At 70.8% G+C, this 25,943-nt stretch carries 23 protein-coding genes; 10 read left to right on the top strand and 13 right to left on the bottom strand.

What is annotated here, in order from left to right; all coding sequences use genetic code 11:
- Positions 1-6 precede the first annotated feature (6 nt).
- Positions 7-339, bottom strand: coding sequence for a hypothetical protein (locus AORI_RS71950; RefSeq protein ID WP_016336487.1), 333 nt, complete (start codon positions 337-339; stop codon positions 7-9).
- A 170-nt stretch (positions 340-509) separates the two neighbouring features.
- Here AORI_RS71950 and AORI_RS71945 point away from each other — a divergent pair, with 170 nt between their 5' ends.
- A complete protein-coding gene (locus AORI_RS71945) occupies positions 510-1,328 on the top strand; it encodes a SigB/SigF/SigG family RNA polymerase sigma factor (RefSeq protein ID WP_016336486.1) in 819 nt (272 codons plus the stop codon).
- Here AORI_RS71945 and AORI_RS71940 read toward each other — a convergent pair.
- From AORI_RS71940 to AORI_RS71930, 3 genes are all read right to left on the bottom strand, one after another.
- Positions 1,318-2,049, bottom strand: coding sequence for a maleate cis-trans isomerase family protein (locus AORI_RS71940; protein ID WP_016336485.1), 732 nt, complete (start codon positions 2,047-2,049; stop codon positions 1,318-1,320). The two genes, AORI_RS71945 and AORI_RS71940, sit on opposite strands and share 11 nt — an antisense overlap.
- A gap of 53 nt (positions 2,050-2,102) precedes the next feature.
- Positions 2,103-2,468, bottom strand: coding sequence for a DUF6292 family protein (locus AORI_RS71935; RefSeq protein WP_043848317.1), 366 nt, complete (start codon positions 2,466-2,468; stop codon positions 2,103-2,105).
- 79 nt (positions 2,469-2,547) lie between these two features.
- Positions 2,548-2,988, bottom strand: a complete 441-nt coding sequence (locus AORI_RS71930) for an Hsp20/alpha crystallin family protein (RefSeq protein ID WP_016336483.1) — start codon at positions 2,986-2,988, stop codon at positions 2,548-2,550.
- Between the two features lie 105 nt (positions 2,989-3,093).
- Between AORI_RS71930 and AORI_RS71925 the strand changes: the two genes are divergently transcribed.
- A complete protein-coding gene (locus AORI_RS71925) occupies positions 3,094-3,708 on the top strand; it encodes a hypothetical protein (RefSeq protein WP_016336482.1) in 615 nt (204 codons plus the stop codon).
- A gap of 68 nt (positions 3,709-3,776) precedes the next feature.
- Positions 3,777-3,965, top strand: coding sequence for a hypothetical protein (locus tag AORI_RS71920; protein ID WP_016336481.1), 189 nt, complete (start codon positions 3,777-3,779; stop codon positions 3,963-3,965).
- A 437-nt stretch (positions 3,966-4,402) separates the two neighbouring features.
- Here AORI_RS71920 and AORI_RS84625 read toward each other — a convergent pair whose 3' ends face one another.
- Entirely contained in the window at positions 4,403-4,528 is a 126-nt protein-coding gene (locus AORI_RS84625; RefSeq protein WP_007031507.1) for a hypothetical protein, read from the bottom strand.
- Positions 4,529-4,610: 82 nt separating this feature from the next.
- Positions 4,611-5,351, bottom strand: coding sequence for a nucleotidyltransferase domain-containing protein (locus tag AORI_RS71915; RefSeq protein WP_016336480.1), 741 nt, complete (start codon positions 5,349-5,351; stop codon positions 4,611-4,613).
- 86 nt (positions 5,352-5,437) lie between these two features.
- Between AORI_RS71915 and AORI_RS71910 the strand changes: the two genes are divergently transcribed.
- Positions 5,438-5,914: a TspO/MBR family protein gene (locus AORI_RS71910; protein ID WP_016336479.1), complete on the top strand. Its 477-nt coding sequence runs from the start codon at positions 5,438-5,440 to the stop codon at positions 5,912-5,914.
- Here the strand turns inward: AORI_RS71910 and AORI_RS71905 are convergent.
- On the bottom strand, positions 5,907-7,223 hold the full coding sequence (locus AORI_RS71905; RefSeq protein ID WP_016336478.1) for a type VII secretion protein EccE: 1,317 nt from the start codon (positions 7,221-7,223) through the stop codon (positions 5,907-5,909). The genes AORI_RS71910 and AORI_RS71905 overlap by 8 nt on opposite strands.
- Before the next feature lie 128 nt (positions 7,224-7,351).
- Here AORI_RS71905 and AORI_RS71900 point away from each other — a divergent pair, with 128 nt between their 5' ends.
- From AORI_RS71900 to AORI_RS71885, 4 genes are read left to right on the top strand one after another with little or no spacing between them, the layout of a single operon-like run.
- Positions 7,352-9,481, top strand: coding sequence for a fibronectin type III domain-containing protein (locus tag AORI_RS71900; protein WP_016336477.1), 2,130 nt, complete (start codon positions 7,352-7,354; stop codon positions 9,479-9,481).
- Positions 9,478-10,431, top strand: a complete 954-nt coding sequence (locus AORI_RS71895) for an AAA family ATPase (RefSeq protein WP_016336476.1) — start codon at positions 9,478-9,480, stop codon at positions 10,429-10,431. The genes AORI_RS71900 and AORI_RS71895 overlap by 4 nt, the downstream gene beginning before the upstream one ends.
- A gap of 2 nt (positions 10,432-10,433) precedes the next feature.
- Positions 10,434-11,561: a DUF58 domain-containing protein gene (locus tag AORI_RS71890; protein ID WP_016336475.1), complete on the top strand. Its 1,128-nt coding sequence runs from the start codon at positions 10,434-10,436 to the stop codon at positions 11,559-11,561.
- Entirely contained in the window at positions 11,558-13,729 is a 2,172-nt protein-coding gene (locus AORI_RS71885) for a transglutaminase TgpA family protein (protein WP_016336474.1), read from the top strand. The genes AORI_RS71890 and AORI_RS71885 overlap by 4 nt, the downstream gene beginning before the upstream one ends.
- A 317-nt stretch (positions 13,730-14,046) precedes the next feature.
- Here AORI_RS71885 and AORI_RS71880 read toward each other — a convergent pair whose 3' ends face one another.
- Complete coding sequence (locus tag AORI_RS71880) at positions 14,047-15,450, bottom strand: serine/threonine protein kinase (protein ID WP_016336473.1); 1,404 nt, start codon at positions 15,448-15,450, stop codon at positions 14,047-14,049.
- 102 nt (positions 15,451-15,552) lie between these two features.
- On the opposite strand from AORI_RS71880, the gene eccD reads away from it, so the two are divergent.
- Together eccD and eccB are read left to right on the top strand one after the other, a co-directional pair.
- Positions 15,553-16,935, top strand: coding sequence for a type VII secretion integral membrane protein EccD (eccD, locus tag AORI_RS71875; protein ID WP_016336472.1), 1,383 nt, complete (start codon positions 15,553-15,555; stop codon positions 16,933-16,935).
- Positions 16,936-16,939: 4 nt separating this feature from the next.
- A complete protein-coding gene (eccB, locus tag AORI_RS71870) occupies positions 16,940-18,373 on the top strand; it encodes a type VII secretion protein EccB (RefSeq protein WP_016336471.1) in 1,434 nt (477 codons plus the stop codon).
- A 70-nt stretch (positions 18,374-18,443) separates the two neighbouring features.
- Here eccB and AORI_RS71865 read toward each other — a convergent pair whose 3' ends face one another.
- The 5 genes from AORI_RS71865 to eccCa all read right to left on the bottom strand — a co-directional run bounded on the left by AORI_RS71865 (position 18,444) and on the right by eccCa (position 25,883).
- Complete coding sequence (locus AORI_RS71865; RefSeq protein ID WP_016336470.1) at positions 18,444-19,646, bottom strand: hypothetical protein; 1,203 nt, start codon at positions 19,644-19,646, stop codon at positions 18,444-18,446.
- 10 nt (positions 19,647-19,656) lie between these two features.
- Positions 19,657-20,073, bottom strand: a complete 417-nt coding sequence (locus AORI_RS71860) for a hypothetical protein (RefSeq protein WP_016336469.1) — start codon at positions 20,071-20,073, stop codon at positions 19,657-19,659.
- A 10-nt stretch (positions 20,074-20,083) separates the two neighbouring features.
- Entirely contained in the window at positions 20,084-21,412 is a 1,329-nt protein-coding gene (locus tag AORI_RS82545; protein ID WP_016336468.1) for a hypothetical protein, read from the bottom strand.
- 14 nt (positions 21,413-21,426) lie between these two features.
- The gene (locus tag AORI_RS71845; protein WP_016336467.1) at positions 21,427-21,813 is read right to left on the bottom strand and encodes a hypothetical protein; all 387 of its coding nucleotides are present in this window, start codon (positions 21,811-21,813) and stop codon (positions 21,427-21,429) included.
- A gap of 95 nt (positions 21,814-21,908) precedes the next feature.
- Entirely contained in the window at positions 21,909-25,883 is a 3,975-nt protein-coding gene (gene eccCa, locus AORI_RS71840) for a type VII secretion protein EccCa (RefSeq protein ID WP_043848314.1), read from the bottom strand.
- Between the last annotated feature and the right edge of the window lie 60 nt (positions 25,884-25,943).

Genomic DNA, 25,943 nt, shown 5'->3' with positions numbered 1-25,943 from the left:
CTCCGATCAGCGGCCGAGGGCGTTCTGCAGTTCCTTCTTGGTCATGCTGGACCGGCCTTTGACGTTGCGCTTCTTGGCCTCGTTGTAAAGCTGGTCCTTGGTCGGCCCGCCGGGGCCCTTCCGGTTACCGGACCGCTGCCCGCCGCGCTTCTGCGGGGAGGTGTCCTTGGTCGAACTCTTGCTCGCCGTCTTCGATTCACCCGATTGCGCACGGTTCTTGTTGACCGTGCGCGCCGCGATCTCTTCGGCGCGGCCGGTGCTCGCGCCGCGTTTCTTCTGCGACGACTTGATGTGCTCGTACTGACGTTCGCGTTTGTCGCTCCAGCTCTGTTCAGGCACGGCTCCTCCTTCGTCGTGACCTGCGGATACCCCTTCCGGTCGCCGGTGAACCGAAAGATCACCCGTCCAGGGCAGAACAGGCCGATGTTTGCCCAGTCCGCTTGCCGGGTATCAGCTCGGCAACACACGGACGGCCCCAAGTCAGTCCACAAGGGACGGAGGATACTTCGATGAGCGCGCCGTTCCTCACGGAAGGCGTCGACCTGCCCGCCCCTCGGGACCGCCGGACCCGGCGGAAGGACGACTATTCGCATTGCCGCCCCTGGTTCGACGAGCTGGCGGCGTTGCCCGACGGTCACCCTGACCGCCGGCGCCTGCGGGAACGCCTGATCCTCGAACTGCTGCCGATCGCCGAGCACATCGCCGTCCGGTTCAGCGGACGAGGCCAGCCGAGGGAAGACCTGATCCAGGTGGCGCGCATCGGCCTGATAAAGGCCGTGGACCGGTTCGATCCCGCACAGGGCGGGGAGTTCCTGCCGTACGCGGTGCCGACGGTGATGGGCGAGGTGCGGCGGTTCTTCCGTGACACCGGCTGGGCGGTGCACGTCCCGCGCGGGATGCAGGAACTGCGCACCCGGCTTTCGCGGGCGACCACGGAACTGACCCAGACCATCGGCCGCGCACCGACCCCGTCCGAACTCGCCGCGCATCTCGACGTGGACGTCGACACCGTCCGTGACGGCCTGCTCGCCGCGAACAGCTACCAGACTTCGTCGCTGGACCGGCCGGTGAACGACGGTGAGAGCTCGCTTCCCCTGTCGGACGTGATGGGGGAACTGGATTCCCGGTTCGAGCACATCGAGGACCGGCACACCGTGGTCCCGCTGCTCCGGCGGCTGCCGGAACGGGAGCGGGCGATCGTCACGATGCGGTTCTTCGACGGGATGACCCAATCCCAGATCGCCGAACGCATCGGGATTTCACAGATGCACGTTTCCCGTCTGCTCGCGAAGATCCTGCAGGATCTGCGGGGCAGTCTCAGCGCCTGAACAGACTCCCGAGTCCTTGCCTGACCGGCGGGGTGCCCAGCGCGCGCAGGGCGTCCCAAAGGGTGACCGCGGTGGCCGTCAGCACGGGTTTGCCGAGGCTGGTTTCGAGGTCTTCGAGCAGCGGTGTCGTGTGCAGGGCCGTTTCGGGGATCAGTACGGCTTCGGCGTCTTCGTGGTCGGCCGCGGTCGCCAGGTCGGTGATCCGGCGGCGGTCCCAGGTGGCGAGAGCACGGTCCGAAGGCGCGTCGGCGGAGACCGAGTGAACGGTGTCGATTCCCGCCTCGGCGAGGAAATCGGCGAAAGTCGCGGTCGTGTCGCGGTGATAGACCGACGCGAGCGCCACGCGCTTGGTCCGTAGGTGGGCCAGCGCGGTCAGGTACGCCAAGGAAGTGCTGCGCGCGGGAACGCCGAGCCGTTCGCCGAGCACACTCGCCTGTTCACGCGCGCCGGCGAGACCGCGCGTGAAACTGCAGCTGGAGCAGGCCCAGCTGACGACGTCCGGCGCCGTGTCGAATCGCGCGGCGGCCGAGAGCCTCTCCGGCGACCCGAGTTCGCGGACGGCTTCGTGCTTCCCGGCCGGATCGAGGTCTTCGACCCTGCCGATATTCTCGCCCCATGGGACGTACGCGAAGTCCACGGTGAGGTCCGGATCCAGTTTTCGCGCGCAGGCGAGGAAATCGTCCTCGCCGCAGTCCCGCGTCGGGTACAGCAGGCCGATCAAGGCTCACTCCTTCCGGGTCGATGCCCTTCGGAGGTACCCGACGCGAGCCGCCCTCACGCGGCGCGGAAATCCGGCGGGGTGAGCTGCCCGACGCGATGGTCGTCCTCGCGGACGGCCTTGACGAAGCGCGCGACCTCGGCGGGCCGTGGCATGGCGGACTTCCCGCCCAGGTAGCGGAGGACGATGAGGTCCTCGCCGGAATGGGTCTCGATCGCCACGGCCCAGCCGCGGACTTCGTCCCACAGCAGGGCGACGTCGCGCTCCGGATGGGTGGCGAGCCGCTCGTCGAGCGCGACATACGCCGAGACCGGGTTGTCGACGTCGACGGTGCAGGACTCGAGGCCGACGCCGAGGGCCTCGGTGATCTCGGAGAGATAGCCCCACACGGCGTCCCGGGTGTGGGGGTGGCGGACAGGCATGGTGAGCAACGAGGATTTCCCTTCCTTCCCCTGTCTCGTCCGGTGCGGGACCCGGCGGCCCCGCACCGGAGGAGGACACTCAGGCCTGGATCTCCTTGCGGTCGGACGTGGCGCCGGAGATTTCGATGCGCCGCGGCTTGGCCTTCTCGGCGATGGGGATGCGCAGGGTCAGCACGCCGGCTTCGTATCCGGCCGCGATGCGGTCGGTGTCGAGGGCGTCGCCGAGGAACAGCTGCCGGGAGAAGACGCCGAGCGGGCGTTCGGAAACCTGCATCTGGACGTCCTTGCCGGGGGTGGGCCGCCGCTCCGCCTTGACCGTCAAGACGTTGCGTTCGACGTCCAGCTCGATGGCGTCCGCGGCCACGCCGGGAAGGTCGAAGCAGACGACGAACTCGTCGCCGTCGCGGTAGGCGTCCATCGGCATGGTGGCCGGCTTGGACCAGGTCCCCGGGGTCGCGGCGCCGAACATCTGCTGGGTCAGCCGGTCGAACTCGCGGAACGGGTCGGTGCGCATCAACATCGGGTTCCACCTCCTGGAGTCGTTGTCTCTGGTGTCAACACGCACTACTGTTCTAACATGTCATCGAAACGATGACAACCACCAAGTCGTCGATGGGATGACAAGATGGACGAAGACCCCGCTCGGACCGTGCGCGCGGTGCGCGAAGTCCTGGCAGAGGCCCGCTCCGGCGTCGCGGACTCGGAGCGTCTGCTGGCGGCTTTGGCGGCGCTGCGGGAGGTCCGTGAACAGCTGGCCGCGTGGGAGCCCGAACTGATCGCGGCGGCTCGCGCGGGCGGGACCAGCTGGACCGCGCTCGCCCCGGCGCTGGGGGTGGCGAGCCGTCAGGCGGCGGAGCGGCGGTTCCTGCGGTTGCGGCCGTCCGTCAGCGGTGAGAGCACGGGCGAGGCGCGAGTCGACGCGGAACGTGACCGGCGGGCGGGCGACCGCGCGGTCGCCGAGTGGGCCCGGCGTAACTCGGCGATCCTGCGGCAACTCGCCGGTCAGGCCGGCGCGCTGCCCGGGCTGGACGCCGAGGCCAGGGAAAGCGCGGACAGGCTGAGCGCCGTGCTCGGCGAGGACGACGTCACCGGTCTCCTCGCCCCGATGGCCGACCTGCGTGCCCGCCTGCCCCGCGAGCACACCGGATTCGCCGAACGGCTCGGGGAGATCGGCATGCACACCGAGCAGGTCCGGCGGGACGCCGTCGACGACCGGCGGGATCGCCAATCCTCCCGGTGAAACAGGGTGTGAAACCGGTGCGAAGCGGGTATCCGCGCCTGTCCATCGAGCGAGCCGGAGGTCTTCCGATGCTGGTCCGATCCGATTCCCCGCCGACCACCGACGTCATCGGGCTGGCGCTGCAAGTGCTTGCCGCGCAAGGACTGCGCGGGGAGGCCGCACGTGCGGCGCTCGACGCGATGGCGCGGGAACGGGGGCTGCCGGTCAAGCGGTGCGCCGCGTTGATCGTGGCGGCCGTCGACGGCCGGACGGGGTAGCCCGCCGACGCGTCCGAAGTGCGTGGGCCGAAGGCTCCCTTCGCCGCGTGTGATGCGACGAAAGGAGCCTTCGCCTCCGCCGGATGTGGTCGTGAGTGGTGTTTCTGGTTAGGGCGAGTGCCTTGAGTGGCTGTGGCTGATCACGGGTCGGGTCCGTGAAGGCCTCCTTGCCTACCCTGAAGGTAGTGAAGGAGGCCTTCACTACCTTCAGAGATCGTCACCTGCGGCTCACCTGCATCAGCAACCACAGCAATCACCGCGGCGGCGCGTGAAGGCCCCCATAACTCGGCTCAGCCGAGGAAACTCGGCCTTCACACCTGCCCCGAGTACATGAAGGCCCCCTTCCTTGCGCCAGGCGCAAGGAAGGGGGCCTTCATGTACTTCAGGGACCCAAGGCAGCGGTCGTGAGTGGCGTTTCGGCCTTCACGGCCACAGCGCTACTGGCAGGCTTCGCAGTCCGGGTCGTCGATGCGGCACGCGGCGCCGTCGGTCAGCGGGAAGTCGAAATCGTCGAGCGCGGGAACGGCCAGAGCGGTCTCTTCCGGCGTGGCGGTGGCGGACATGTCTCTCCCTCGGTACGGAACTGGTCTCATCTCTCTGTAGCGCTGAAGATCGCCGGTCATTCCGTGACCCGCGCCACAACGTTCAGACCGTCCGGAACAGTGCCTCCGCCTCGTCCACCGCCTTCGCGAGGGCATCCGCGCGCAATCCGGCGAGGATCGTGTCCATCTCGCGCAGGCCCGCGCGCCGCAGCAGCCGCTTCTCGTTGGTGACCCACTCGCCGCGGGCCGCGAGGACCGCGTGCGCCGTCTCCATGGCGGCGGTGGCCAGCGCACCCGCGACCTCGATGGCCTGCCCGCGCGGGACGAAGGCGCCGCGGGTGTACCGCAGCGTCAGTTCGGCGCGGCCCCGCCACATCGCCGGAGCCGTCTCCCGCAACGCTTCCGGGTAGTCCGGCCGGGGCAGGTCGCCGCGCAGCACACGGTTGACCGCGAGTTCCGCGACGGGCAGGTAGCTCGGGACGCCCGCGAGGTGGAACATCAGCGGCTCCCAGTGGAACCGGCCTTGCCGTGCTTCGGCGAGCTGGTGTTCGACGGCGTCCAGATCGCGGTAGTGGACGTCGACCTGCCTGCCGTCGATCGTGAGCCAGGCGCCGCCGTTGAACACGCCACCGCCCCAGGCGCCGATCTCGGAGACTTCGCCGTCCCAGCCGGTGGCGCGCAGGTCGGCCGGGTCGAAGCCGCCGCGGTAGTAGACGGCGAAATCCCAGTCGCTGCCGGGGCCGTGGGTGTCCTGGGCGCGCGATCCGCCGAGGGTGACAGCGTGCACGGCGGGCAGCGCCGCGAGGTCGTCCGCCACGTGGGTGAGAAAAGTGTCGTCGTTCATCGCGTGAAGATCGTAAAGCCGTATCCCGTGCGTAAACGACAGGTTTTGAGCGCGCGAGCCCGCCTCCGCGCCCGTACGCTCGATGGATGACCACGATCCCAGGAAGACTTCGCGCGCCGCTGGCGTTCCTCCCGTTCCTGGTGGCGGTCGCGGTGGTGGCGGTCGTCGGCGGGCTCGCCGCGGCCGGCGCCCGCTCTGTCTACAGTGGACTGGAGCTGCCGTCGTTCGCGCCGCCCGCCTGGCTGTTCGGTCCGGTGTGGACGGTCCTGTACCTCGCGATCGCGGTGTCGGGCTGGCTGTACTGGAAGTCCGGCGGCGATCGCCGGGGCCTGGCCTGGTACGCGGGACAACTGGTCCTGAACGCCGCTTGGACGCCGCTGTTCTTCGCGGCGGGCGCGTACGGCCTGGCACTGGTGGACATCGTCCTGCTCGACGTCGCGATCATCGTCACCGCGCTGTACTTCCGCAGGTCTTCCCGGGTTTCGGCCGCATTACTGGTGCCATACCTCGCCTGGACGCTGTACGCGACCGCGCTCACCGCCGCGATCGTCGTGCTCAACTGACCCCGATCGGCAGGGTGGCGGCCACTCCTTTGGCGTGCCTGCCGTCGAGCCGGTCCAGCGTGATCCCGCCCCGCCGCGCGGCGAGTTCCAGGTCCCGCACCGCGTGATCCACCGCTTGAGCGCCCACTGCCGCGATCCGGATCGCGGCGCCGACCCGGGGTTCGGTTTCGGCTGCGCTCCGGCGCGCGGTCACGGCCAGGGTCACCGCGGATCCGGGAGCCGCGGCGAGCAGACGACGTGACAGATCCGCCGCGAGTACCGGGGGAAGGGCGTCCCAGCCGTCCAGGCGGAACGTCGCCTGGCAGATCTGCCCGCTGTGCCAGAACCGCCAGTCTTCGCGGATCCGAGCCCGGCCCGCCGTGACGTGCGCCAGCGACGCGAGCGTGCCGAGGACCTCGTTTTCGCTGAGCGCGCGCACCGGCAGGCCGTCGCGGCGGAGCTGCCGCCGCACGCGCCTGACCGTGTTCCCGAGCGCCTGCCGCACGTCGGCGTCGCGGTGGACGTCGGCGGTGCGCAGGGCTTGCAACGCGACCCAGCCCCGCGGCGGCCGGGAGCGGTCCGCGCCGATGTGGTGGATGACCTGCGCGGCGACGTCCAGCGCCTGCTCGCGCGACGGTGGGAGCAAGGCGGTCGGCGACGGCATCGGCTGCTCGCGGGCGGCGGATTTCGGTTGCAGCACAGCGGTGATCCCGTCGGCGCGGCTGACCATGAACACCGTCTCGTCGCCGATCTCGCCGGTGATCCCCGTCGCTTCCGGCGACAGCAGCCCCAGCAGCGCCCGGCCCGCCTCGCCCGCGTGCCGGAGATCCCGTTCGCGGTCGCGGATCAGGTAACCCGACGCCGAACCGAGCCAGGCGTAGAGCCAGCGTCCGCGAAGCCGCACGGCCGTCAGCGCGAGGACCACCACGGCGGCGGTGACCACCGCGGCCGCGAGCGGCCAGGGCCGCCCCGCCACCAGGACGAGCGCGACGAGGACGAGCTGCCAGCAGACGATCTGCGCCACCCCGATCCCGCCCAGCCGCCCCGGCCGCCGTCCTCGGCCGGGCGACGGCGGAATCGGCCGCGGCGGACCGGGCACGGGGGCGGGGACGGGCGCCGCCGCGGACCAGCGCGGCCGCTGCTCCGCCTGGCGAGCCGCCGTGAGCGCGGCCAGCGCGGCCTCACGGGCGGATGCCCGCGCGGCGGGCGCGGCGTAGGCGAGCGGATCGGCCACGGCCTGGGCCCGCGGTACGGCCGGGGCGATTTGGGGAAGCGGCGGGGGCGGTGCGGGGTACCGCCCGTCGGTCCTCGCCGCGCCGAGATCGGTCATCGTCCTGCCTCCTCGAACCGGGTCGCCTCAGCGTCCCCGGCGAACATGAGGTTTCGATGACACGGCGCCCGCGAGCGCGAGACAGGCTGTTTCATCGAAATTTCATGGTCGCTCTCTAGCTTGATCGCGTGAACACCGACGAGCGCGGCACGAAGCGGTTCAGCGTGGTCGCCAGGACGAGAATGGCCGTGGCGCTGGTGGTCGCCGGCTGCCTGGCGCTCATCGGGCTGGCCGTGACCGGACAGGCGGCGACCCCGGAACGGCTGGAGTTCGTCCAGGTCGGCCACTGGGTCTACAACGACGCCGCCCAGGCCGCGTTCCACGTCGACGGCTCGACGAACCGCGTCGACGCGCGCGCGGACGTGCCGGGCGCGAACGGCAGCCAGGTCGCGCAGGGCGACGGTTCCGGTTACGTGGTCGAGCGGAACCGCGTCACCGAGTTCGACAAGGCCACGTTGAGCGTGGCGGAGTCCATGCCGCCGCCCGCGCCGGAAACGCCGTTCGTGATGGAGATCGCGGGTGGCCCGTACCTGGTCTACCGCAACGCCGGGCAGATCGTGCGGCTCGGGGACCCGGCCGCGACAGTGCCCGCAGGGGGGCCACTGTCCCGGCCGGTCGCGACCGCCGACGGAACGGTGTGGGCGCACCGCGTCGACAGCGGCGCGATCTGCGATCTGCCCAAGGGCGCCGCCGTCATGACCTGCCCCGCGCAGCTTCCGCCGGGGCACGGCGGCGGGCTCACGCTCGTCGGCGACCGGCCGGTGGTGCTCGACACCACCGGTGACAGCCTCCACCGCGTCGGCCCGGACGGGCTGGGCGACGGCCTTCCGCTCGGCATCAAGCTTTCGCCGTCGGCACAGGTCGCGAACAGCGCCGTCGGCGACCGGCTGGCCATCGCCGACCCCGAGCGCAACCAGCTCCACCTCATCGACATCAGCGGCCTCGACCAGGACCGCCCTTCCGCGAAGCCGATTTCGGTCGAGCTGACCAAGGGCAGCCGGTTCAACGGCCCGCTCTCCTCCTCGAACGTCGTCGCCATGGTCGACGAGACCCGCGGCGAGGTGCTGACCTACGACGCCGCGGGCAAGCTCAAGTCCACCGCGAAGGTGCCGGGCCAGGGCACGCCACCGAGGCTGGCCAAGGGCGAGGACAACCGCATCTACGTCGACAGCTCCGACGGCTCGCATGTGCTGGTCGTCAACGGTGACGACGGCACGGTGGTCGACGTCGACGTCGACAAGGCGGCCAACACCCAGACCGCGGGCGCGCCGTCGGCCGATCCGGAACCCTCCGGCGACCAGCCCCCGCCTCAGCAGGACCAGCGACAGCAGGCGTCGCCGAACACCCAGCCGGCGCCCCCGCCGGTGGCGAAGGCGACCCCGCCCGGCGCGCCGAGGAAGGTGAGCGCGAGTTCGGGGGACGGCTCGATCAAGGTCTCGTGGAGCCCGGCGGCGGACAACGGCGCGCGGATCACCGGCTACCGGGTGACCTGGAACGGCGGTTCGACCAGGGTGAGCGGATCGTCCCGGGGCACCACGATTTCCGGGCTGACCAACGGAACCCCGTACGTGGTCACCGTGGTCGCGGAGAACTCGGCGGGCCTCGGGGTCGGCGCCAGCGCCAAGGCGGTCATCCCGGGACCCGCGAACCGGCCGGCCGGGGCGCCGGCCGTCACCGCGAACGCCACCGCGGCCGGCAAGGTTTCGGTGAGCTGGACCCAGCCCGACCTTCGCGGCGGCACGCTCGTGCACTACCTGGTGAGCGTGACGGGCAAGGGCCAGCGCACGGTTTCGGCCACGTCCGCGGAGTTCACCGGGGTCACCGGCACCGCGACCGTCACGGTCCGCGCGGTGACGAAGTTCGGCTCGGGAGCGGCGATCAACGGTGCCGCGGGCAGCCGGAAGGTCACCGTGCCGGTGGCCTCGGGACCGCCGACGATCACGATCACCCAGGTGCGGAGCAAGGACAACGCGCTGTACGTTTCCGTGAACGCCAACGGAAAAGGTGTCTCCGCGACCTGCACGGCCGAGTTCTTCAGCGAGACCAAGCCGACGGCCTGTTCCGGGGCAACGACCCTGATCATCTCCAACGTCGCCTGGTTCGGTTCCATCACGATCACCGCGACCATCAAGACCTCCGCGGGTACCGCCACGGACACCTGGCGAGGTGTGCCCACGGTGAACGGCGGCGCGCTCGTCTGGCTCGGCCCGCTGGCGTTGGTAGGCCTGCGCCGACGAAAGGAAAAGGAACTTCTGTGACGCTCACACCCAGGGTCGCCTTCGAGCAGATCGCCGAGAACGTGCAATCGGTGGTGCGCGGGAAACCGGAGGTCGTCCGGCTCACCGTGGCGGCGCTGTTCGCCGAGGGGCACCTGCTGATGGAGGACGTGCCCGGCGTCGGGAAGACGACGATCGCGCGCTGCGTCGCCGCCAGCATCGGCGGCCGGTGGAGCCGCATCCAGTTCACCCCCGACCTGCTGCCCGGCGACATCACCGGCGTGATGGTCTACCACCAGAACAACGAACGCTTCCAGTTCCACCCCGGCGGCATCTTCGCCAACGTGGTGCTGGCGGACGAGATCAACCGGGGTACGCCCAAGACCCAGGCCGCGCTGCTGGAGGTGATGGCCGAACGCCGGGTCACCGTCGATTCGGTCGGCCAGGCGGTGCCGAGGCCGTTCCTCGTGGTGGCCACGCAGAACCCGATCGAGCTGGAGGGCACCTACCGGCTGCCCGAAGCGCAGCTCGACCGGTTCCTCATGCGTATTTCGGTCGGCTATCCGGATTTGGAATCCGAGATGCGGGTGGTGATGGGGGACTGCGCCGGGGTGACGCCGGACGAACTGAAGCCGGTGCTGGGCATCGCCGACGTCCAGTCGGTCATCGACGAGGTCCGGAAGTCCCATCTGGCACCGGAGATCGTCAACTACGCGGTCCGGCTGGCCGCGGCGAGCCGATCGCATCCCGACGTCCGCTACGGCGCGAGCCCGCGCGGCAGCATCGCGCTGATCCGGGCGGCGCAAGGACTCGCCGCCACCTTCGGCCGCGACTTCGTCACGCCGGACGACGTCAAGGACGTCGCGCATCCGGTGCTCGACCACCGGCTCGTGCTGACCCCCGACGCCGAACTCAACCAGCGGCGGACCGCGGACATCGTCGACGAACTCCTGGGCGCGACGGCCGCTCCCATGGCCGCGATGGGGAGGTAGGCGTGCGGCTCACCCGCCGCGGCGTCATCGTGCTGGCCTTCGCCGCCGGGTTCTACGCCCTCGGGGAGCTGGCCGGGTACACGTTTTTCCGTGCCTTCGCGGGGATCGCGGCGGGCGCGGTGCTGATCGCACTGGCCACCACCCGGTTCCGGCCGAAGGTGGAGATCGGCCGCACCGTCCAGCCGGATCGGGTCGAACGCGGGAAGCCCGCGCTGGCCTCGCTCGTCGTGCGCAACACCGATGCGCGGCGGCACGGCGGTTTCGCCGCGGCCGACGGCATCGGCGGGGAGACGCACAGCCTGCGGGTCCGCCCGCTCGCGCCGGGCGCGGAAGCGACGTACCACTACGAGCTTCCGACGACGACACGCGGGAAACTCCGGGTCGGCCCGCTCGTCGCGCACCGCCCCGATCTGTTCGACCTCGCGCGCGGCGACCAGACCGTCGGGGACTCCGCGTGGTTGTGGGTGCATCCGCGACGGCACGCGGTACGCGCGGCGCAGGCCGGTCATCCGCGTCACCACCACGAGGGACCGATCACCGACCCGCCGCTGCGCGGTTCGGCGGATCTGCGCGCGGTGCGGGAATACGTGGTCGGCGACGAGGTCCGGCATCTGCACTGGAAGGCGTCCGCCCGGACCGGACGGCTCATGGTGCGCGAATACGCCGACCCCGCCCAGCCCCGGTTCACCGCCGTGCTCGACACGCGGCCCGCGTCGATGAGCCCGGCCGTTTTCGAAGAAGCCGTCGAGGTGGCGGCCTCCCTGTTCTACGCGTCGGCGTCGGCGGGGCAGCACTGCCGTTTCATCACCTCCGCCGGCGCGGACACGCTGACCGACAGCGGGGTGCGCGCGGCGAGGACGCTGCTCGACGAACTCGCGCTCGTGGCCCAGGACGCGGCGGACGACGTGCCGCTGCTGCCCTCGGTATTGGCCGCCGCCGAACGCCCCGGCGGGGTGCTGGTGCTGATCACCGGCCCCGACGCCGATCTCGGTCACGCCGCCCGCTGGCGGCCCGACACCGTGGTCCGGCTCGGTGATCTCCGGCCGTCGGCGGGTTCCCGCGGCCTGATCGTCGCGGTCGACGCCGCCGGTGCCGCGGCGCAGTGGAATTCCTTGGTGGGTAAGTCATGAGCGACCGATTCGACCGGATCGCGGTCGCCGCGCTGCTCGCCGCGACCGCGATCGCCGGGCTGCTCTTCGCGCCCGTGTTCGGCTGGGCGGAGCTGCTCGTCCCGGTGCTCGTGGTCGTTCTCGTCGCCTACGGCTGCGCCGAACTGACCGCGAAATTCCCGAAGCTGACCCCGTTCCGGCCGTTGCTCGTCGCGCTGCTCGGCCTGCTCGGGCTGATCGAGACGGTGCTGACCTCGACCACGCTCGCCTTCCTGCCGACCGGCGCTTCGCTGCAGGGCCTGGCGCGCGGCCTCACCGAAGGCTGGCGGCTCACGCTGCAGTCCACCTGGCCCGCGCGGCCGATCCCGGAACAGCTGCTGTTCGTGCCGCTGTCGGTCCTGCTCGCGGTCGTGCTCGGATTGGAACTGTTGCTGCGTCTCAAGAAGCCGCTCGTGGCGCTCGTACCGAGCCTGGCCGTCGCCGGGCTCGCCCAGGCGTATCAGGCGTTGACGGGAATTTTCGCGGTCGCGGCGGCGCTGGCCTACGCACTGCCCGCCGGGCTCCTGCTGTGGTCGGGCCGTCGCGTCCGGTCGGTGAGCCGGGCGCCCGGTGGCCCCCGGTTCTCCTGGCGGGTGACCGGCTCGGCGATCTGGCCCGCTCTGTCCACTGTGGTCGCCCTCGTCGCCGGGGCCGTCGCACTCGCCGGACTCGACCCGGCCGGCCGCGATCCGTTGACGCTCAAGGACACCCAAGCCGCGCCGCCGCCGAGGAGCAGGGTCGGCAACCCGCTGGACGAGATCGCGCAGCGGCTCATCCGGCCGGGCGAGGAGGTGTTCCGCTACCGCGGTGACACCCCGGTCGATCAGTGGCGCCTGATCGTGCTGAACGGTTTCGACGGGGCGAACTGGCTGTCCGACTCCAAGCTCCGGCGGCTCGGCGCGGGCCTCGACGGCCCGCCCGGCGTGAGTGGCAGCGCGGAACTGAAGGTGCGCGGGCTTTCGGGACCGTGGCTGCCGAGCCATCAGGATCTGACCGATGTGGACGGTTTGACGCCGCTGGTGGACGAGGCCGCGGGCACCCTGATGGCGGAATCGCCGTCGGCGGGCGGGGAACGGAACTACCGGCTCAGCTGGTCGTCACCCGAGGTCGACCTCGGTGCCGGCGAGATCGACCCGCGGGCGCCGCTCGGCGGGCTCGGCACGGTGCCGCCCGACGTGGAGAACGTGGCGAAGGACGCCGTGCGCGGTCTGCGCCCGACGTTCCAGTCCGCCTTGCAGCTGGAACGCTTCCTCAGTACCAATTATCAGGTCGCGACGGGGACGGAGGAGCTGCCGACCGGGCACGGCTGGCCGCAGCTGAGGCACTTCCTGCTGGAGAGCAAGCGGGGGACGAGCGAGCAGTTCGCGGCCGCGTACGTCGTCCTGGCGCGGATGAGCGGCATCCCGGCCCGGCTCGTCGTCGGGTTCCGGGGTTCGGCCGAGACCGACGGCGGGATGCACGTCGTCCGCAACCGCGATGTCCTGGCGTGGCCCGAAGTCGCGGTCGCCGGGGCGGGCTGGGTGGCCCTCGACCCGACCGCCGCGGCGGGCAAGGCGGAGCGGGGCCAGGCGGGTCCCGGCAAGGCGGTCGCCCGCGCGAGGGCCCAGTTGCCCGCCGAACAGCAACTGCGACCGCCCCAGCTCCCGCCGGGCACGCCCGAGGAATCCGGCGAGGACCAGAGCGCCGAAGCGGGGATGAGCTGGTGGTGGCCGTCACTCGCCGGCGCGATCGTCCTTTTCGGACTCCTGTGGCTCGTCGGAGTGCCGGCGGCCAAGGTCGTCCGCGCGCGGCGGCGGCGTCGCCGGTCCGGTGCCGAGGGGGTGCTCGGCGCGTGGGACGAGATCCGCGACCGGTTGCGCGCGCACGGCGTGCCGTTCCGGATCGGGATGACCCCGCGCGATCTCGCCGAATCCGCCGGATCGCTGGCCGGAGAAGGGATCCGCGAACCGGTCGCCCGGCTGGCCAAGGTGCTGGACGTGACGCTGTGGTCCGGGGTCCCGGTGGGGGACGGTTCGGTCCGGCGGGCGTGGCAGGAGGTCGGCGAGGTGCGGCGGGGGCTCGCCACCAGACCGTTCGCGGCTCGGGTGCTGGCGGCACTCGAGCCGCGGACCCTGGTGCCGATCCGCGGCAGGGCCTCTCGCGAGGGGTGAAGGTTGGAGTGCCTTAGGTACCAACGGGTGTCCCCCGTGGGACGATATACGTGTCTGGACGGACGACACTCTTGCTGGGTGCCGGCCTTGACCGGTGTTGCGAAAGCCACTTTCGCAACGTTGAAGGTTGCGAAAGTGGCTTTCGCCACCCCGGCCCTGGCCGGGCCCGTACCGCCTTGGCGATCATGTCGCGAAAGCCACTTTCGCGACACACCTCCCGGCCCTTCACGGACCGAAGCAGGCCATAGGCGGGGGGGTCGTGTGTGATAAAGAGCGTTAGAACGACCAATTTCACTCACGACCCCCGCGCAAATCGATCACGGGTTGCAGCGGGCGCCGCGGATCGCGACCGGCTCGGTGGTGTAGATGTGCCGTCCGTCGGTCGCCCTGAGCTGGAAGCAGTACCGGCGCGCCGGGTCGACGGGGACGTCCAGGCTGCGCTGACGGTGGGCGACGAGCTGTTTCGTCTCGAGCCGCTCGCCCGCCATGATCACGACGAAGTCCAGCTCGCCTTCCGCGGTCCAGGTCAGCTGCACGTGATCGCTCTGGTCCTGCGGCGGCGCGAGCGCCAGCTTGACGTCCGGCGCCGGCGCGGAAGCCGATGCGGGCGAAGGGATCGCGGCCGCCACCGGGACGGCCTGACCGCCGATCTCCGCCGGGCCGAGGATCAGCGGCAGCACGGCGAGCCCGGCGGCCAGCACCCCGGCGCCCGCCAGCGCGACGGGCTTCCACGGAAGCGCACGTTCGGTTTTGAGCGGTCCGCTGAACTCGCGGATCAGGGTGCGGCCGCCCCTCGGCGACGCCTGCACCACCTGGACCGGCGACGGGGCCGCGTGGACCTGGGCGGCGGGCCGGTGGACCTCGGCGAAGTCGTCGAATTCGACTTCGGTCTCTTCTTCTTCGCTTGGCAGATCCGGGGAATCGCCGGTGACGACCTCGCCGCCGGGACGGCTCAGCTTCGTGAACAGCCGTGCCAGCGACGCGACGTCCTGCGGCCGGTCGGCCGGTTCCTTGGCCAGCAACCGCAGAATGGTGGCGGCGAGTTCACCCGGGACGGCCGGATCCTGGATCGGCGCGACCGGCTCCCGCAGCACCTGGAGGATGCGTTCGCCCGGCTGTTGTCCGGTGTGACGGGGAAACGGGGGCGCCCCGGTCAACGCGACGTACAGCACCGCGCCGAGTCCATAAAGGTCGGACGCAGGCGAAAGCGTGTCGTCGCGCAGGGTTTCCGGGGCGGTGTACTCGACCGCGTACATCGGATCGCGCGGGAACCGCCGCCGCAGAGCCACCCCGAAGTCGGCGAGCACGAACTCGCCGGACGCCCGGTACAACACGTTGTGCGGGCTCACACCGCCGTGCAGGACGTCCGCGCCGTGTGCTGCGGCGAGTGCCGACGCGATCGCGGCGCCGAGGGCGAGCACGTCGGGAACCCCCAGCCGGGCACCGGAATCCAGGACACCGGCGAGTGAACCCGGGCACAGTTCGCGGCGGATTCCGGACCGGCCGTCGGGCAGGGTCACGACGTCGGCGATCTGCAAAACCGAACGCGTCGAACGTACTGTCGCCAGCGCCTTGCGCTCTCGTTCGAGCCACGCGGAGGTCTCGCGGTCGAAGGTGCCGGGGAACATCTTGATCGCGAAGTCGTTGCCCGTGGCGGGATCCTTGCCCGCGTACACGGTCGCGATGGGGCCCTGGGCGAGCAGCCCTGTCTCGATGCTCATGACCCCATTGTCGCGCAAGAAGTCCGGTTCCGGAGTACTTTCGCGGCGGCAGGTTCCTGCCGCCGGTGCCCGGCGGACCCGTCGCTGGCCGACCCTTTTCCCATGCAGACTGCCGGCCTCGTCAGGGTCACCATCACCACTCCGCACCGGCGCATCGACATGGCGCTGCCGGAACACGCGTCCGTCGCCGAAATCCTCCCCGGCCTGCTCGCGCGGGCGGGTGAGGGAATGGCGGACGACGGGGTCGCCGGCGGCGGCTGGCAGTTGCGCCGCGCCGACGGGACGGCCTTCGATCTGGACCGGACGCTGGGTGCGCACCGGGTCCGGGACGGGGAGATCCTCCATCTGACGCCGCGCCGCGCCGAATGGCCGGAGCCCGAGTACGACGACCTCGTGGACGCCATCGCCACCGGCTCCGGCCGCACCGGCAAGGCCTGGGGACCGCGGCACACGCGGCAGGCCGGGCTGGCCGTCGGCGCGGTGGCGATGTCCTTCGGTCTGCTCGCGGTGCTGCGCGCCGGCCCGCCGTGGACGGCGCCGGCGGCCTGGGCGCTGGCGGTCTCGGCGTTGCTGCTGGCGGCGGGTGTCCTGCTCGCGCGGGCGCTGCGTGACGCCGGGGCCGGGGCGGTGCTCGCCGCCGTCGCGCTCCCGTTCGCCTTCGCCGGCGGTGGGTTGCTGCTGGCGGGCGACGACCCGATCGGTGAGCTGTCCGCAGGTCACCTGTTGCTGGCGAGCGCGTCCCTGCTGCTCGCGGCCGTCGTCGGTCACCTGGGGGTGACGGCCGCGCCCGCCCTGTTCGCCGGGGCCGCCACCGTCGGCCTGCTCGGGGTGTTCGGCGGCTGGCTGGCCACCTTCGACGACCTGGCGGGCTACCGGTCGGCGGCGGTGATCGGCGGCGGGGTGCTCGTGCTCTCGACGACATTCGCGCCGCTGTCGCTGCGGCTCGGCCGGGTGCCGATGCCGGTGCTGCCGCGGTCGACCGCGGATCTGGTCCGCGACGATCCCCAGCCACCGCTCGAACTCGTGCACGCCGCCGTCGCCAGAGCGGACGCGCTGCTCACCGGCATGCTGGGCGGGGCGGCGATCGTCGCCATGTACTGCCAGCTGCAGCTGATCCGCAGTGACAGCGAGGCCGCGGTCATCCTCGTCGCCCTGCTGGCGGCGGGATTCCTGGTGCGAGCACGGTTGTACCCGATCCTGCGGCAACGGACGCCGATCCTGGTGGCCGGGATCTTCGGTGCCGGATGCCTGCTGGCGGGCCCGCTCATGGCGGACCGCTCGCTGCTGCTCGTCCTCGCCGGACCGCTTTCCTTGGCGGTGGCGGCGGGCGTGATCGCCTCCGGTGTCGTGCTGAGCACCCGCGCCGCCAACCCGTATCTCGGCCGGATCGCCGAGTACTTCGAGATCCTGGTGACGATCGCCGTCGTCCCGGTGGCGTGTTCGGTGCTCGGCCTGTACGGCTACGTGCGCGGACTGGGGGGCTGAAACCATGGCGTCCAAACGGGATCAGCTGCAGGCGTACCAATTCCTGGTGCAGCGCGCCATCTCCGCGCTCGTGACGAGGGAGACAGACCCGGAACAGCCGCCGTTCCGCCGTCCCTCCGGTGCCGCTTTCGCCGGTGTCGCACTGGCGATCGTGGCGCTGGCGTGCGTCGGGGTCTACGGGATGATCGTGCCCGGCGGGAACAACGCCTGGCGCAAGAACGCCGCCGTCATCGTGGAGAAGGAGAGCGGGACCCGGTACGTCTACCTGGACGAACGGCTGCATCCCGTCGCGAACTACGCGTCCGCGCTGCTGCTGCTCGGCGAACACGGCACCACGGAACGGGTTTCGCGCGAATCACTCGCCGGAGTCCCGCGAGGGCCCCGGATCGGGATCGCCGACGCGCCGGACGGCTTGCCCGGCCCCGAAAAACTCCTCACTGGCTCGTGGTCGCTGTGCTCGGCGCCCGCGAGCGATCTGGCGGGCAGCCGGATCGAGGAATCGGTGCTGCTGGCGGGCGCCTCGCCGTCGGGCGGCGCGGAACTGGGGGACCAGGCGCTGCTGGTGGAATCGACGTCGACCGGCGACCGGTTCGTCGTGTGGCGGGGGCATCGGCACCGCATCACCGACTACGGCGCCGTCGGCACCGGGCTCGCGCTGACCGCCGAGCCGTGGGCGCGGGTCGGCCGGGCGTGGCTCGACGTGCTCCCCGAAGGCACGCCGATCGGCCCGCTGCCGGTGGCCGCGGCGGGCGAGGTGTCGACCGCGGTGCCGGGCCGGGCCGACATCCGGAACGGGATGCTGCTGATGGTGCAGACCTCCGGCGGGGGACAGCAGCACTATCTGGCCGAACGGGACGCCCTGCGGCCGATCAGCGAACTGCAGTACGACGTCCAGCGCGCGAGCGCCCAGATGCTCGCCGCCTATCCCGGCGGTGAACCGAAAACCGTGCCGTTGCCGCCATCGCTGGCGACCATGTCCCGGCAACTGGACCCCGTCCAGGCCGACGCCGGCGCCGCACCCGCCACACGCCCGGCCATCGCGCGCCTGCGCGACCAGGACACCACCGTGTGCGCGACCTTCGGCGACGGTTCCGCGGCCCCCGCCCTGACCGTCGATCCGGCGATGCCGCCCGCGGACCCGATGTCGACCACCGCCCGCCGGACCGCCTCCGGGACCCCGCTCGCGGACCGCGTCCACGTGCCTCCCGGCAGCGCGATCGTCGTCGAAGCGATGCCCTCCCCTTCCGCGGCCGTCGGAACGCTGACCGTCGTGACCGATATGGGACGCCGCTATCCGCTGGCTTCGCCCGAGGTACTGAAGATGCTGGGCTATCCGTCGGCGCGTCCGGTACGGCTGCCCGCCGGTCTGGTGGCGCGGCTGCCCGAAGGACCGAGCCTCGACCCCGCCGCCGCGCGGCGCCAAACCCTGGGCGGCTGATCCCCTCAAGTACGTGAAGGCCCCCTTCACTGCGTCTAGCGCAGTGAAGGGGGCCTTCACGTACAGCGGCTTAGCGCCGCCACAGATCTTCGTCGAGCAACTGCACCGAGCCCGTATCCGACTCATCCGACCGGCGACCGCGCACCAGGGTGAACCCGCCGTCCGGATTACCGCTGGCGGCCCGGCCGCGCAGCTTCGCCGGAACACCGTCGCTGCGGCCGGACGACTCCCTTCGCGCCGCTCCGTTGCGTCCGGTCGGCTGATCGCCCGAGCCGGGCCGCAGCGTGCCCGCGGTGGCCTGTCCGCCGCCGTGTGGTGGCGTCATCGGGGGTATCCCCGCGCTCGCGGACTTCGCTCCGGTGGGACTCGCCATGCCCGGCTGGACCTCCGACGCCAGGCTGGGGGCCCGTTTGCCGGCGACCGGCTTCGCGGAGACGGGAAGGCCGCCGGCCCCGGCTGCCACACCGATTCCGCCCAGCAGGCCCGTCGGCACGGGCGGAGCCCCGGTGCCACCCGGCAGCCCGCCGATCGGGGGGACGACGCCGGCCGTGGGCACCGCCGGCACGGAGCCGAGGCCTGCCAGCGAAAGGCCGGTCGAACCGGAGCCGGTCCAGTCCCCGGTCGACGGCAGGTCGATGGCTGACGATCCGCCCTCGGCGAACGAACCCGCGGTTTCGGCGAGGCTCTGGAGTTCGGTCAGCGCGGTCATCCCGGCTTCGGCGGCGGCGATGAAGTCCGCCGGTGAGTTGCCCTCCGCCGAGACGGCTTGCTGCGCGGGCAGCAGGTCCGCCGGTGACTGGATACCGGCTGCCGCGCAGACGCTGAGCATCGAGACGTCGAAATTCCCGCCCAGTTCGGTCATTTTCAGGCCCGACGCCTGCTGGAGGGCGAAAGCGGCCGCCGCGCCGAACGGGGTGAGGGTGGCGATGCGGTACTCCGCGTAAAACGTCGCCACCGCGGCCGCGGTCGCCGAGACGTCGGAGGCGAGCGTCGTCAGTTTCCCGGCGGGGTCGGCCAGATCGATCCGGTCTCCCCAGAACTTGAGTTCGGCCAGGGTCCGCTGGACCTTCTCTTCGTGCTTCCGGCCGGCGTCGTCCGTCCACTCCGGAGTGAGCTCGCCGACCCGGGTGCTGATCTCCGCGGCGGTGGTGTCGATCCAGCCACGCACGTCCCGCCACATGGTCGCGGCTTCGAGCAGGGCCGGGACCTTCTTGGCTTCGGCGCGGGCCATCACATCGTGCATCTCGATGGGGAGCAGCTGGTAAGGGATCATCGATCGCTCCTCACGCTTGGGTCTGCGAGCCGTCGGCCGCGGACGTGTCGGTCTTTTCCTCAGTGGATTCGGGTGTCTGGCCGATGGAATCCGACGCCTGCTTCAGCAGGCTCAAACCCTGTTGTGCGAGCTTGAAGGTCGACGTGGCGAGCGTCAGCGCGCTGGCCGCGTCCGCGGCGGTGTAGTCGGCGGCGATCGCCTTGACCGTCGCCGAATCGGTGGCCATGTCTTCGGTGATCTTGACGAGCAACGCCGTCATCTCGGCGGTGGCCGCCTTGTCCAGCAGGGACATCGCTATCCCTTCGAACATCCCGGCGACGTCCGCCGACCCCGGCCGGGCCAGTGACGACGGCTGGGCCGGAGCGGTGAGCTTGGTGGAATACGCGCTCATCGCCGCCGTGTTGCCGTTGATCTCGCTTGCGGGCATCTGCCCCTCCTCATCGTCCCGCGTGGAACCGCGGCTCTTCCTGGTTCTTGTGCACAGCCGGGTCCACCTGCCAGAGTTCTTCATCGAGCAACTGGACGCCGTTGTTCTCCGTGTCCCAATCCCGCCGTGCACCGGGCGGGGCGGACGGCGCCGCCCCCTTCGTCGCCCGGCCCTTTCCCGCACGCCCCATCAGGGACACACCTGGCGTGCCACCGGGCTTCCGCTCACGCTGCCTGCCGGTGGCGCGGTCGGCGTTCCCTGGATTCACACCGCCGCCGTTTCCCCGCGTTCCGCCCGGCTGTTGCGGTGGATACATCGGCGGCATGGCCCCGGAACCGCCCGCACCGGACGCGGTCCGCGCGCCCGCCCCCGCCGTGGTGGGCGGGAGTGCCGTCCCGACCGCACCGGCTCCCGACGGCGACACGGGGGTTGCCGTGGGAGTGCCCGCGCCCAGGCCGGAACCCGCCCCGCCGGCACCGCCACCGGGGAGATCGCCACCACCGCCTGCCAGGCTTGGCATTCCCGAAGGGTCACCGAGCCCGGACGGCGACGTGGACGACGGATCCCACGAGGGCAGTGCGCCCGTCGGATTCGGCAGCGCCGCCGGATCGGGCACGCTCTGCCCGCCACCCGCCAGTTGCTGCAACGATTCGAGCGCGCTGGTCAAGGCGTCCAGTGCTCCCGGCGCCGCCTCCAGCGCATCCTGCAACGGATCTTCGGCAGGACTTTGCGGTTGTTCCGGAGTCGTCGGCGTTTCCTCGCCGGGCGCCGGATTCGACGGCGAAGTGGGGGATGCCGGGTTCTGCGTGCCCGGGCCCGGCGGAGACGAACTGGGGTCGACGCCGGGGTCGACCTCGCCCCGTGCCCCGTTCCAGGGGCGGCTGCGGGCGGCGAGCATGGCATTCCCCGTGCGCAGATACTGCGTGGCCATTTCGTCGAGTTTCCCGCCGACGACCGACCTGGCCGTTTCCTCGTAGCCGGGATCGTTGGCCGCCTTCGTCGCTTCCGAGGCGAAGACGAAGGCGTTCAGGACGAGCATTCCGGCGAGCTTGTCGATGTGTTCCGTGACATGGGATTCCGCGGCAGCGCGTTCCCAGGGGCCCAGCGATCCGGTGTGGGTGTCGCGCAGCCATTGCACCATCCGACGCCCGGCTTCGTCGTCCCAGAACGGTTCCAGCGCGTTGGTCGACTCCCACAGGGAACGGCTCGCGGGGTTGAGCCAGGTTTGCACGGACTCCCACATCGCTTTCGCCTGTTTCAGCGCGGGATAGGTGTGGGCGATCTCGGTGCGAAGGATGTCGAGCTGGTCCTTAAGGGAAAATCTCTTGTAAGTTTCCATTTGTTTCGTCCCGGTCAGAGGCTGGGCGCGTAGGGGTTTCCGAGCAAAGGGATGTCCGGCACCGGGGCTGAAGGCGATTGCGGCCCCTGGTTCACTTTGTCGGACAATCCCTGGATCGCCGTCGCGGCCGCTTCACCCGCGCTCTGGTATTCGTTCGCGCATCGCCGGGCGAGGTCCTCGAAGGTCTGGAATCCTTCGGCGGCCGCGGTCATGAAGGCTTTGAGCTCGCCGGTCACGAACTTGTCCGCCGCGGTCAGTGCCTCGCATTCCCGCATGAGCGTGCAACCGGCCCCCGGTTCCCGGTCGATCGTGGGCGCCGGAATGGCGTTGACCTGCTGGTGCAAATTGTTGGCGAACGTCCGAAGTGCCGGTATCCAGGCTTCGACCCTGCCACCACTCATGTTCCCTCCCTTTTCCGTGCTCGCGTCGGTCTGCCGATCAAGCCCATCACCTCGGCCTGCCCGCTGGAGGTGAGCGGCCGGTTCCGGCCAGTGGTCTACGCCCGCGGCTCGAGCCAGGCGAGCTGGACGAGTCCCTTGCTGCCACGGCGATCGACCAGCCAGCCCCGGCCCGGTGGGAGTACCTGCGCGCGCATGCCGCCCAGCAACGGACCTTCGTCCCGGTCGCCCGACATCATCAGGCCGGGCGTGCCGACTTCGCGGAGGCGAGCCAGGAACGGCTCGAACAACCCGGCTCCGGCACCACCCGAGCGGCGCGTGAGCACCACGTGCAGCCCGATGTCGGAGCCCTGGGCGACCAGCGGGAGCAAGGGCATCAGCGGATGCTGTTTGTGCGTGGCGACCATGTCGTAGTCGTCCACCAGTACGAAGATCTCGGGTCCCTCCCACCAACTGCGCGCGCGCAGCTGTTCGGGCGTGACGTCCTTGCCCGGCAGGCGTTTGGTCATCGCCTCGGCCACTTCACCGAGCAGCTCGCGGCTGTGCGCGTCGTTGGTGCCACTGCCGAGAAGGTGGTCGTCACCGATCTCGCCGAGCAGTCCCCGCCGGTGGTCGACGACTACGATGCGGGCCTGGTCGGGCCGGTACGCGTTTTCGATCCGGCGGGCCAGTGCCCGCAGGAAGGCCGTCTTCCCGCTTTCGGTGTCCGCCAACAGGAAGAAGTGCGGGTCGGCGCCGAAGTCGAGACGCATCGGGGAAAGGTCGCGTTCGTGGATGCCGACTGCGAGACCGGCATCGGGGCCACTCAGCTCGTCCGTGGCTGGAAGTTCCTCGTAGGGAAGCAAACCCGGCAGGAGCCGCACCGACGGGGCGGGTGGCCCCGGCCACGCTGCGCCGATCGCCCTGACCAGTTCGGCCGTTCCCTCCGCGAGGTCTTCGGTGGTGTTCCGGCCGTCTGTTCGCGGCAGGGCAAGGAGAACCTGATGCTTGCTCATCGAGACCCCCCGCCCGGGTGCGTCGGCCGGGACGCTCATCGCGGCGCGCCGGTCGATGATCGAATCGATGGGATCGCCGATCTTCAGTTCCAGCCTGCTGCCGAACAGATCCCGGACGTTCATCCGGAGATCGAACGAACGGGCGGTGGCCGTCACGACGTGTACGCCGTACGACAGCCCGCGGGCGGCGATGTCGCTGACCATGTCTTCGAGGCCCTCGAAATCCCCCCGCAGGGTTTGCCAGCCGTCGACCACCAGGAACACGTCGCCGTGAGGTTGGTCGCCGAAGCGGCCCTCCGCCCGGAGCTTGCGATAGGTCGCGATGCCGTCGATCTGGTGTTCCGCGAACAGTTTTTCCCTGTTGGCCAGCACGGTGGCGACCTCGGCGATGGTGCGCCGCACCGCGCCGGTGTCCAGCCTGCCGGACACCCCCGCGACGTGGGGCAGGCCGCCGATCGAGGCGAGGGTGCCGCCACCGAAGTCCAGGCAATAGAACTGGGCTTCGCGCGGGGTGTGGGTGAGGGCGAGGCTGAGGATCAGCGTGCGCAGCGCGGTGCTCTTGCCGGTCCGTGGCGCGCCGAGGATCAGCACGTGCCCGGCCGCGCCGGAAAGGTCAAGGGTGAGCGGGTCGCGCCGTTGCTCGTACGGCCGGTCGACGATCCCGATCACCGGCCGCAGATTCGGGCCGGCGTCGGACCCGCCGGGGGACAGCCCGCGCCGGGGATGGGCGATCAGGCCGGGAAGCAGGCCGTCGAGCGTCGGCGACGCGTCCAGCGGCGGCAGCCACACCTGGTGTGCAGGTGTGCCGCGGCCCTCCAGCCGATCGACCAGAATGTCCAGCAGGGTCTCGCCGACGGCCGTGTCCGGATCCTCCGCGGGTGCCGGTTCTTCCTCGTCAGCGGCGAGTTCGGCGGCGACGTAGGTCGTCGTGTACTCGTTCAGCACGAGCTGTTCCCCACCCATCGCCACAGCGGCCCCGCCGTCCTTCCCGCGCTGGTACACCCCGGAGACGTAAGCGGAGCGGAACCGGTCCATCTGTTCGGTCCCGACCTTCAGGAAGCCGTGCCCCGGAGCCCGCGGCAGCTTGAACGCGTCGGCCACGCCGAGGACCGCCCTGCTCTCCATTTCGGAGAAGGTCCGCAGGCCGATCCGGTAGGACAGATGGGTCTCCAGGCCACGAAGCCTGCCCTCCTCCAACCGTTGCGAAGCGAGCAGGAGATGAACCCCCAGCGAACGGCCTACCCGTCCTATTTGGACGAACATGTCGATGAAGTCGGGTTTCGCGGAAAGGAGTTCGGAGAACTCGTCGCAGATCACCAGCAGGGTGGGGACCTCGGGCAGGGGTGCGCCCGCCGTCCTGGCCTTCTCGTAATCGCGCAGAGAGGAGAAGTTGCCCGCCGCACGCAGCAGTTCTTGACGGCGGATCAGCTCGCCGTTGATCGCGTCGGTCATCCGGTCGACCAGATGCAGTTCGTCGGCGAGGTTGGTGATCACCGCGCTGGTGTGCGGCAGCGCGTCCAGCCGGGTGAAGGTGGCCCCGCCCTTGAAGTCGACCAGCGCGAAGTTCAACGAGTTCGGGGGATGGGTGATGGCCAGACCCAGGACCAGGGTGCGCAGCAACTCCGACTTCCCGGAACCGGTGGCTCCGATAAGCAGCCCGTGCGGGCCCATCCCGTCCTGCGCGGACTCCTTGAGGTCGAGTTCGATCGGGGATCCGTCCGGCTGGATGCCGACCTTGAGCCGCAGGCGATCCCGGTTCGGCCTCGGCTCCCAGGTGTCGTCCGGGTCGAACCGGTACGGGTCACCCAGTTCCAGCAGCTCCGCCAGACCGAGCTCCGAGGTCATCGGGGTGTCGCCGCGCAGTCCCGCGGTCAGGCGGAGCGGGGCGAGCTGGCGGGCCAGCCCTTCGGCCGCCACCTGGCCCAGCCGATCCGCCTTGCCGAGGGTGGCCTCGCCGTCGATGGTCTCGCTGAGCAGTTCTCCTCCGGCGTCCACGGCCAGCACCACCGTGGTCCGGTCCAGCGCCCTCGGCGGCATGGTCGTCAGGTCCACGACGGTCACGCCTTCGACACCGCCTCCGGTCATCAGATGGTCCGAGCCGGCCACCGAACCACCGTCGATCACCACCACCAGATGCGGGCCGGGTACTCGACCGTCCGACTCCGGGTCGAACCTCGGCCGTTTGACCAGCTCCTCCTCCAGCATGGATTCCAGTGCCGGGACGGTGGCGGCCACCAATCGCATCGGGCCGAGCAGGTCGGTGCGTTCGGAATGCTGGGCATGCGGCAGCCACTTGACCCAATCCCAGTCCGCCCGGTGTTCCTCACCGGTGCACACGGCCACCCTCAGGTCGTCCGGTGAGTGCAGAGCGGCCAGCTGCGCCAGCATCGCCCGAAGCACACCGAGTGCCGCGTCCCGGTCGCCGCGCAGGTAGACCCGGCTGAACCCGTTGACCGCGATGGCGATCGGCAGATCGCGGATGGTGGAGTAGGTGGTGAGGAAACGGCGTAACGCCAGCGCGGACAGCGGTTCGAGCTCCTCGAGCGGTTTCGTGTCGGGCGCGATCAGCGTGGCGGCCGGGTTCTGCGGGCCGCGGCCGATCCGCGCGACGCCGAAATCGGCGTCGTCCTTGCGGCGTTCCCAAAGCCGGTAACTCGACACCAGTGACCACAGCGACGCCGGGTCCGGATGCAGATATTCCATCGCCTCCCGCTGACGGCGCACGGAACGCCGCAACCGCAGCCGGTGCTGAGCGAGGTGGCGCAGGTATTTGCGCCGGGCATAGGCCATCTCCCGCTTGCTCGGGCCGCCGCCTTGCAGGAATCCCATGACGACCATGCCGAGCATGGCGACACCCATCATCCCGTAGATGACGAAGCGCAGCGAGCCGGTCATGCTGCCGGAGTACATCAGCAGCATCGCCGCCATCATGGCCACCATCGGCAGCACCGTGAGCACCTGAGCCCACTGCCTGCCCGGTGGGGGCGGGATCTCCGGCGGGGCCTGCAGGAGCAGCTCGCCCGCCGGCATTTCCGGAGCAGGCCTGCGCATCGGTCTCTTCACCACGACTGTCGCCACCCACCCGATGGTTCGCCTACGGAGGCCGCGGAAGGGGACGTTGGCAGGAACGTGCCGTCC

Source organism: Amycolatopsis keratiniphila (genome assembly GCF_000400635.2).
GTDB lineage: Bacteria > Actinomycetota > Actinomycetes > Mycobacteriales > Pseudonocardiaceae > Amycolatopsis > Amycolatopsis keratiniphila.
Note: the sequence above shows the minus strand (reverse complement) of the source record. Positions and strands in the feature narration are given on the sequence as shown.

What these genes read in the sequence shown, in the direction of transcription:
- AORI_RS71945 (WP_016336486.1), top strand. Translation starts at nt 510, where the DNA reads ATGAGCGCGCCGTTCCTCACGGAAGGCGTCGACCTGCCCGCCCCTCGG.
- AORI_RS71935 (WP_043848317.1), bottom strand. Translation starts at nt 2,468, where the DNA reads ATGCCTGTCCGCCACCCCCACACCCGGGACGCCGTGTGGGGCTATCTC.
- AORI_RS71930 (WP_016336483.1), bottom strand. Translation starts at nt 2,988, where the DNA reads ATGTTGATGCGCACCGACCCGTTCCGCGAGTTCGACCGGCTGACCCAG.
- AORI_RS71925 (WP_016336482.1), top strand. Translation starts at nt 3,094, where the DNA reads ATGGACGAAGACCCCGCTCGGACCGTGCGCGCGGTGCGCGAAGTCCTG.
- AORI_RS71920 (WP_016336481.1), top strand. Translation starts at nt 3,777, where the DNA reads ATGCTGGTCCGATCCGATTCCCCGCCGACCACCGACGTCATCGGGCTG.
- AORI_RS84625 (WP_007031507.1), bottom strand. Translation starts at nt 4,528, where the DNA reads ATGTCCGCCACCGCCACGCCGGAAGAGACCGCTCTGGCCGTTCCCGCG.
- AORI_RS71915 (WP_016336480.1), bottom strand. Translation starts at nt 5,351, where the DNA reads ATGAACGACGACACTTTTCTCACCCACGTGGCGGACGACCTCGCGGCG.
- AORI_RS71910 (WP_016336479.1), top strand. Translation starts at nt 5,438, where the DNA reads ATGACCACGATCCCAGGAAGACTTCGCGCGCCGCTGGCGTTCCTCCCG.
- AORI_RS71905 (WP_016336478.1), bottom strand. Translation starts at nt 7,223, where the DNA reads ATGACCGATCTCGGCGCGGCGAGGACCGACGGGCGGTACCCCGCACCG.
- AORI_RS71885 (WP_016336474.1), top strand. Translation starts at nt 11,558, where the DNA reads ATGAGCGACCGATTCGACCGGATCGCGGTCGCCGCGCTGCTCGCCGCG.
- AORI_RS71880 (WP_016336473.1), bottom strand. Translation starts at nt 15,450, where the DNA reads ATGAGCATCGAGACAGGGCTGCTCGCCCAGGGCCCCATCGCGACCGTG.
- eccD (WP_016336472.1), top strand. Translation starts at nt 15,553, where the DNA reads ATGCAGACTGCCGGCCTCGTCAGGGTCACCATCACCACTCCGCACCGG.
- eccB (WP_016336471.1), top strand. Translation starts at nt 16,940, where the DNA reads ATGGCGTCCAAACGGGATCAGCTGCAGGCGTACCAATTCCTGGTGCAG.
- AORI_RS71865 (WP_016336470.1), bottom strand. Translation starts at nt 19,646, where the DNA reads ATGATCCCTTACCAGCTGCTCCCCATCGAGATGCACGATGTGATGGCC.
- AORI_RS71860 (WP_016336469.1), bottom strand. Translation starts at nt 20,073, where the DNA reads ATGCCCGCAAGCGAGATCAACGGCAACACGGCGGCGATGAGCGCGTAT.
- AORI_RS82545 (WP_016336468.1), bottom strand. Translation starts at nt 21,412, where the DNA reads ATGGAAACTTACAAGAGATTTTCCCTTAAGGACCAGCTCGACATCCTT.
- AORI_RS71845 (WP_016336467.1), bottom strand. Translation starts at nt 21,813, where the DNA reads ATGAGTGGTGGCAGGGTCGAAGCCTGGATACCGGCACTTCGGACGTTC.